The 7,874-nt window shown below is 38.3% G+C and carries 1 protein-coding gene, 2 tRNA genes, 3 rRNA genes and 1 pseudogene; 2 read left to right on the plus strand and 5 right to left on the minus strand.

The window, feature by feature from the left end; all coding sequences use genetic code 11:
- Nucleotides 1–148 precede the first annotated feature (148 nt).
- The 5 genes from rrf to AJ885_RS02105 all read right to left on the minus strand — a co-directional run bounded on the left by rrf (nucleotide 149) and on the right by AJ885_RS02105 (nucleotide 6,100).
- A 5S ribosomal RNA gene (rrf, locus tag AJ885_RS02085) occupies nucleotides 149–265 on the minus strand.
- 274 nt (nucleotides 266–539) lie between these two features.
- Nucleotides 540–3,599 (minus strand): 23S ribosomal RNA (locus tag AJ885_RS02090).
- A 725-nt stretch (nucleotides 3,600–4,324) separates the two neighbouring features.
- Nucleotides 4,325–4,401: transfer RNA gene (locus AJ885_RS02095), tRNA-Ile, on the minus strand.
- Nucleotides 4,402–4,409: 8 nt separating this feature from the next.
- A tRNA-Ala gene (locus tag AJ885_RS02100) sits at nucleotides 4,410–4,485 on the minus strand.
- A gap of 102 nt (nucleotides 4,486–4,587) precedes the next feature.
- Nucleotides 4,588–6,100 (minus strand): 16S ribosomal RNA (locus AJ885_RS02105).
- Together the 16S, 23S and 5S rRNA genes with 2 tRNA genes alongside form the textbook arrangement of a ribosomal RNA operon.
- A 629-nt stretch (nucleotides 6,101–6,729) precedes the next feature.
- Between AJ885_RS02105 and AJ885_RS02110 the strand changes: the two genes are divergently transcribed.
- Both AJ885_RS02110 and AJ885_RS10940 read left to right on the plus strand, forming a co-directional pair.
- On the plus strand, nucleotides 6,730–7,485 hold the full coding sequence (locus tag AJ885_RS02110) for a basic amino acid ABC transporter substrate-binding protein (RefSeq protein WP_070209890.1): 756 nt from the start codon (nucleotides 6,730–6,732) through the stop codon (nucleotides 7,483–7,485).
- 275 nt (nucleotides 7,486–7,760) lie between these two features.
- Nucleotides 7,761–7,874, plus strand: a pseudogene (locus tag AJ885_RS10940) (hypothetical protein); the annotation flags it as partial.

Below are 7,874 nucleotides of genomic sequence, written 5' to 3' on the forward strand. Positions count from 1 at the left end.
TTTCCAAACTCCTAAAAACACCCTATTCTCTTAAAAACCCTAAACAGCAACAAACTCTTTTTTAAACACAATTCTAAGCATCATCTAAAACAACAATAAAAATAAACATAGGATTTATATATAAAGTAAGCAATGAAGACATTTAACAAGTCCGCAATGAGCTACTTTCCCCCTGCCAGTAAGGCGTAGTATCATCACCCACGATGTGCTTAGCTTCTTGGTTCGGGATGGAGCAAGGCGTTTCCACATCTGTATAATCACGGACATTGTTATTTAAATATTCTTTGAAAGATTGAATTTAAAAAATAAAGATTAATCTTTTATTTCTTTACTTTTTTCTTTATTCTCTTTCTTCTTTTGTTTTTCTTTCTTCTTTACTTATCTTTTATCTTTGATAAGTTTTTATATAGAATACTTAAAAAACAATGTTAAGAGCAAGTTCTAATACAAACTTTACTTGAAAGATTTCTACTAAACTCTAAATATTATCTATATTCAAAGCTTTCTTAAAAACCTTAACAAGGAAGTGATGCTTTATTAAAGATAAGCCAAACGCTCTATTAGTACTGGTCAGCTAAAGGACTTTCATCCATTACACACCCAGCCTATCAAACTAGTAGTCTTCTAGAGAGCTTAGAGAAGATTCATCTTAGAGTTGGCTTCACGCTTAGATGCTTTCAGCGTTTATCCTTTCCAAACTTAGCTACGCTGCGATGCTCTTGGCAGAACAACAGCTACACCAGTGGTTTGTTCAACCCGGTCCTCTCGTACTAGGGTCAAATCTCTTCAATCTTCTTACGCCCACGGCAGATAGGGACCGAACTGTCTCACGACGTTCTGAACCCAGCTCGCGTACCGCTTTAAATGGCGAACAGCCATACCCTTGGGACCTGCTCCAGCCCCAGGATGCGATGAGCCGACATCGAGGTGCCAAACCTCCCCGTCGATGTGAGCTCTTGGGGGAGATCAGCCTGTTATCCCCGGGGTACCTTTTATCCTTTGAGCGATGGCCCTTCCACACAGAACCACCGGATCACTAAGACCGACTTTCGTCTCTGCTTGACTTGTATGTCTTGCAGTTAAGCTGGCTTATACCTTTATACTCTACGAACGATTTCCAACCGTTCTGAGCCAACCTTTGTAAGCCTCCGTTATTATTTGGGAGGCGACCGCCCCAGTCAAACTACCCACCAGACATTGTCCCACTTGAGGATAACTCAAGCTGGTTAGCTACCCAAATAAGAAAGAGTGGTATCTCAACAACGGCTCATATACAACTGGCGTCATATACTCAAAGCCTCCCACCTATCCTGCACATTCTTATCCAAGTAGCAGTGTCAAGCTGTAGTAAAGGTCCACGGGGTCTTTCCGTCTTGCCGCGGGTAGGAGGAATTTTCACCTCCACTACAATTTCACTGGATCCCTCTTTGAGACAGCTCCCATCTCGTTACGCCATTCATGCAGGTCGGTATTTAACCGACAAGGAATTTCGCTACCTTAGGACCGTTATAGTTACGGCCGCCGTTTACTCGGGCTTCGATCAAGAGCTTCGCTAATGCTAACCCCATCAATTAACCTTCGAGCACCGGGCAGGCGTCACACCCTATACATCCTCTTACGAGTTAGCAGAGTGCTGTGTTTTTGGTAAACAGTCGGGAGGGACTCTTTGTTGTAAGTTTCCTTGCTTTCGGAGTAAATCCTAATACAAAGCTAACCACACCTTATACCGAAGATACGGTGCTATTTTGCAGAGTTCCTTAAAGAGAGTTCTTCCACGCGCCTTAGAATACTCATCCCACCCACCTGTGTCGGTTTACGGTACGGGCAACATTAGCTAAACTTAGAAACTTTTCTTGGCTCGACGGCATCAGGGGTTCTTCTATCCATCCGAAGACTTCAAAAAGCCTTTCAGTTCTCGGAGTATTGTTATACGGATTTGCCTGTATAACCTCCTACGACCTTAGACTAGCACTTCCATCCGCTAGCCCCCTTAGCCCTAAGCGTCCTTCCATCGCACACTAATGTTGGTATTGGAATATTAACCAATTTGCCATCGTCTACCCCTTTCGGACTCGACTTAGGACCCGACTAACCCTACGATGACGAGCATCGCGTAGGAAACCTTGGGTTTACGGCGTTAATGATTCTCACATTAATTATCGCTACTCATGCCTGCATGCTCACTTCTATTCGCTCCAGCACTCCTTACCGGTATACCTTCGACGCAAATAGAACGCTCTCCTACCACTTGCACACAACTTAAACTACTTAAACTTTAAACCAAGAATATTTTTACTGATTTTACTAAGCTTTATTTCTATCTTTACTCTATAAAAATCAGTAAAAATATAACTTAAAACATATAACTTAGTTTTTTTATATTCTAAACTTAAATAATCTAAGTTGTGTGCAAGTCTACAGCTTCGGTACTTACTTTAGCCCCGTTATATTTTCCGCGCAAAATCACTAGACCAGTGAGCTATTACGCTTTCTTTAAAGGATGGCTGCTTCTAAGCCAACCTCCTGGTTGTTTAAGTAACTTCACATCGTTTTCCACTTAAGTAAGATTTAGGGACCTTAGCTGGTAGTCTGGGTTGTTTCCCTCTTGACGACGGATTTTATCACTCGCCGCCTGACTGCTGTGATTACATATAAGGTATTCGGAGTTTGATAGGGTTTGGTACATTGGTGTATGCCCTAGCCCATTCAGTGCTCTACCCCCTTATATTACGACACAACGCTATACCTAAATATATTTCGGAGAGAACCAGCTATCACGAAGTTTGATTGGCCTTTCACCCCTATCCACAAGTCATCCCGGGGCTTTTCAACGCCTATGGGTTCAGTCCTCCACTAGTTCTTACACTAGCTTCAACTTGCTCATGGATAGATCACTTCGTTTCGGGTCTGCAGCATCTGACTAAGCGCCCTATTCAGACTCGCTTTCGCTACGGCTTCGCGTTTGCTTAACCTTGCCAGACACCACAACTCGCAGGCTCATTATGCAAAAGGCAGTCCATCACACTGTATTGCTACATAGTGCTCTGAATGATTGTAAGCAAATGGTTTCAGGTTCTATTTCACTCTGATCACCTCAGTTCTTTTCACCTTTCCCTCACGGTACTTGTGCACTATCGATCTGGTATTAGTATTTAGGGTTGGATCGTGGTCGACCCGGATTCAGACAGGATTCCTCGTGTCCCGCCCTACTCAGGATACTGCTAGCTAAGCTTTGTTTTTCGCATACGGGACTATCACCCTCTATGGCTATACTTTCCAGAATGTTCTGCTAAACTCAGCTCTTGCACATTGCAGTCCTACAACCCCCAGTGCAAGCACTGGGTTTGCCCTCTTGCGCTTTCGCTCGCCGCTACTGACGCAATCTCTATTGATTTCTTTTCCTGAGGGTACTAAGATGTTTCAATTCCCCTCGTTCGCTCCTATATAGGTAATGTATATCTCTATACATTGGGTTGCCCCATTCGGAAATCTACGGATCAAAGCTTCTTGACAACTCCCCGTAGCTTATCGCAGTCTAGTACGTCCTTCATCGCCTTTACCAGTCAAGGCATCCACCATTCGCTCTTAGTAGCTTACCTTTTGATGTTCTTTTAGCAGATGAGCAAAGCTCATCCTAAAGAACCAAAGCTAAAGGCCTACCCCGCCAACCTAAAAGATATTAGGCTTAAAACGAAATAAACTAAACATTCATTAAAAAATTAATGTAGATAAAGCTTCAATTCTTAATCGCTAAAAAAACAATTTGCATAAAAGTTAGATATAACCTAACTTCTACCTTTTTTATTGATTCTAAAACGCATCACTTCCTTGTTAAAGTTTTTATGATAAGACTTCTTTATCTTAAGACGGAAAGCATTCAAACACTTAATATAAAACTAAATGATTTAGTCTTAACTAAGCTGTGAGTTTGAAACTTGTCTTTAATTTATAATCCTTAAATCTAATATTCTCTTTATTCATAGAAATAAAGACAGCTAAAAGTTAAGTTAAACTAAAGAAAAGATAAATAGGTTTTATCCTTTAACAAGTCCTGTAAAATTGTTTTTATTAAAACTTGCTTGTGACTCTTAACAATGATAATTAAAAAGAACATTAGGTTTAAAACCTAAAGGAAGTATATATATTAATATAATCATTATAAATATAAATACATAATGTATATGTTATTTATATCTATCTAAAGTATATTCTTTTATAGCTAAAGATAAAAATAAATCTAAGTATTTAGAGTTTATATTTTATATTTAATCTACTTTATATACTTGCTTTAGATTTTAAAGCTTCTTTATTCAAATCTTTTTTATGGTGGGCCTAACAAGACTTGAACTTGTGACCTCACCCTTATCAGGGGTGCACTCTAACCAGCTGAGCTATAGGCCCTTAATAAATGGTGGAGAATAGCGGGATCGAACCGCTGACCTCCTGCGTGCAAAGCAGGCGCTCTCCCAGCTGAGCTAATTCCCCATAAACAATTAGCTTTATCATCAATCTTTGAAATCTAAACAAGAATCAATTGAGTTTATATATTGAAGTAATAGTTGTGAGACTTATTACTTTGTACTCTAGAAAGGAGGTGATCCAACCGCAGGTTCTCCTACGGTTACCTTGTTACGACTTCACCCCAGTCGCTGATTCCACTGTGGACAGTAACTAGTTTAGTATTCCGGCTTCGAGTGAAATCAACTCCCATGGTGTGACGGGCGGTGAGTACAAGACCCGGGAACGTATTCACCGTAGCATGGCTGATCTACGATTACTAGCGATTCCGGCTTCATGCTCTCGAGTTGCAGAGAACAATCCGAACTGGGACATATTTTATAGATTTGCTCCACCTCGCGGTATTGCGTCTCATTGTATATGCCATTGTAGCACGTGTGTCGCCCTGGGCATAAGGGCCATGATGACTTGACGTCGTCCACACCTTCCTCCTCCTTACGAAGGCAGTCTATTTAGAGTGCTCGGCCGAACCGTTAGCAACTAAATACGTGGGTTGCGCTCGTTGCGGGACTTAACCCAACATCTCACGACACGAGCTGACGACAGCCGTGCAGCACCTGTCTCTAAGTTCTAGCAAGCTAGCACCCTCATATCTCTATAAGGTTCTTAGGATATCAAGCCCAGGTAAGGTTCTTCGCGTATCTTCGAATTAAACCACATGCTCCACCGCTTGTGCGGGTCCCCGTCTATTCCTTTGAGTTTTAATCTTGCGACCGTACTCCCCAGGCGGTACACTTAATGCGTTAGCTGCATTACTGAGATGACTAGCATCCCAACAACTAGTGTACATCGTTTAGGGCGTGGACTACCAGGGTATCTAATCCTGTTTGCTCCCCACGCTTTCGCGCCTTAGCGTCAGTTGAGTTCCAGCAGATCGCCTTCGCAATGGGTATTCTTGGTGATATCTACGGATTTTACCCCTACACCACCAATTCCATCTGCCTCTCCCTCACTCTAGACTATCAGTTTCCCAAGCAGTTTAATGGTTAAGCCATTAGATTTCACAAGAGACTTGATAATCCGCCTACGCGCCCTTTACGCCCAGTGATTCCGAGTAACGCTTGCACCCTCCGTATTACCGCGGCTGCTGGCACGGAGTTAGCCGGTGCTTATTCCTTAGGTACCGTCAGAATTCTTCCCTAAGAAAAGGAGTTTACGCTCCGAAAAGTGTCATCCTCCACGCGGCGTTGCTGCGTCAGGGTTTCCCCCATTGCGCAATATTCCCTACTGCTGCCTCCCGTAGGAGTCTGGACCGTGTCTCAGTTCCAGTGTGACTGATCATCCTCTCAGACCAGTTAAGCGTCATAGCCTTGGTAAGCCATTACCTTACCAACTAGCTGATACTATATAGTCTCATCCTACACCGAAAAACTTTCCCTACTCAACTTGTGTTAAGCAGGAGTATAGAGTATTAGCAGTCGTTTCCAACTGTTGTCCTCTTGTGTAGGGCAGATTAACTATACCTTACTCACCCGTGCGCCACTAATCCACTTCTAGCAAGCTAGAAGCTTCATCGTTCGACTTGCATGTATTAGGCACGCCGCCAGCGTTCACTCTGAGCCAGGATCAAACTCTCCATAAAAATTATAGATAGTTTAATCTTTTTCTTCAAAGAAAAAGTTATAAAAGATCAAAAGAAAAGCTTTTAATCTTTTTAAATTAGATTGAATAGATTTTACATAATTACTTATGCCTAAATCTTTCTGGCTCAATCGATCACTTATTTAGATTTCAAAGATTGACTAATAAGATTTGAATAACAATACTAAGTTAAAAGAACAAAACAAAAAATCATTTTTAAAAGAAAAGTTTTTAAATTAAAAACAAGATTTATAAAAAAGCTTTTTAGTTTTAAATTAAAAAATTAAGAAAGTTAAAAACTCAAATAATTTAAAAACTTAAAAAATCTAAAATAAAGTTAATTTATAAAATCTACTCAGTTAGTGAAACTTTATAATTTAAAAGATTTTAAGTCCTTTTTTTCAAAAAAGGAAATGAAAGTATAACCAATTAAACTTAAAAGGGGATTAAATAAAGGATTAAATAATATAAATATTTGTGTAAGTATTTATATAAGTATTTGGTGGGTTAAAAAATGGGGGCTATATTTTAAAGATTATATAATTTAAAATTGCAAAAAGCAATCAGACTTAATTAAATATAAATTTAAAATAAGTATAATTTTAAAATATTTTATATCAAAGGAATAAAATGAAAAAAATATTTAGTGTTATTTTAGTTGCCTTGGTTGGCTTATTTTTAAACGCTTGCAATGATTCTAAAAACAAAGAAACAAATGCAAGCGTAGAATTAAAGGTTGGAACCGCCCCAAACTATAAACCTTTTAACTATAAAGAAAATTCAAAACTCACAGGTTTTGATACGGATCTAGTAGAAGAGATCGCCAAAAAAAATGGTATTAAAATTGTTTGGGTTGAAACCAATTTCGATGGGCTAATACCTGCTTTAAAAGCTGGTAAAATTGATATGATTGCCTCGGCTATGAGTGCAACGGATGAAAGAAGACAGAGTGTTGATTTTACTAAACCTTACTATATGAGTAAAAATCTTTATCTTAAACTAAAAAGTAACAATTTACTTCAAACGAAAAATGATTTAGAAGGTAAAAAAATAGGAGTTCAACTAGGAACTTTACAAGAAAATACTGCAAAAGCTATCAAAAATGCACAAGTGCAAAGCAATAAAGATTTAAATATTGCTATTTTAGCACTAAAAAACAACAAAATTGATGCTATTATCGCAGATGAAGATACTGCTAAAGGTTTTTTAGCTGAAAATCCAGACTTGATAAGTTTTTACCAAGAGATGGATGGTGGAGAAGGCTTTAGCTTTGCTTTTGATAAAAACAAACAAAAAGAATTGGTAGAAATTTTTGACAAAGGTATAGATGAGACAAAAACCAATGGATTTTACAATACTTTGATCAAAAAATATGAACTAGAGTAAGCGTGAAAATTCACGCTTATACAACTTAAATCTTCGTTGCGTTTTGTAAAATAACATTTCATACAAATTTACCCTCATTAAATAAATTTTTTTATAAAATAAAATTTAAATTCAAACCATATAGTTTTATAATAATCAGTATTTAATTATACTTTAAGTTTAAATATTTTAATATTCCGCTATTTTATTTTTATATTTTATATTATTATTAAAAAATAAAAAATATGAAATTAATTTCAAAATAAATCATTTTAAATAAGGAAGGAGAAAAATATTTGAGTAAAAATATTATTTTAAGCAAGGTGTCTACGGCGGGGGGGGGGATTAAAGAACCCTGTTTAAATTCTAAAAAAATAGTTTTATCTTTAGCTACTATTTCTTTTTTGGCA

The sequence above is a fragment of the Campylobacter sp. BCW_6464 genome (genome assembly GCF_001762775.1).
Classification (GTDB): Bacteria; Campylobacterota; Campylobacteria; order Campylobacterales; family Campylobacteraceae; genus Campylobacter_D; species Campylobacter_D jejuni.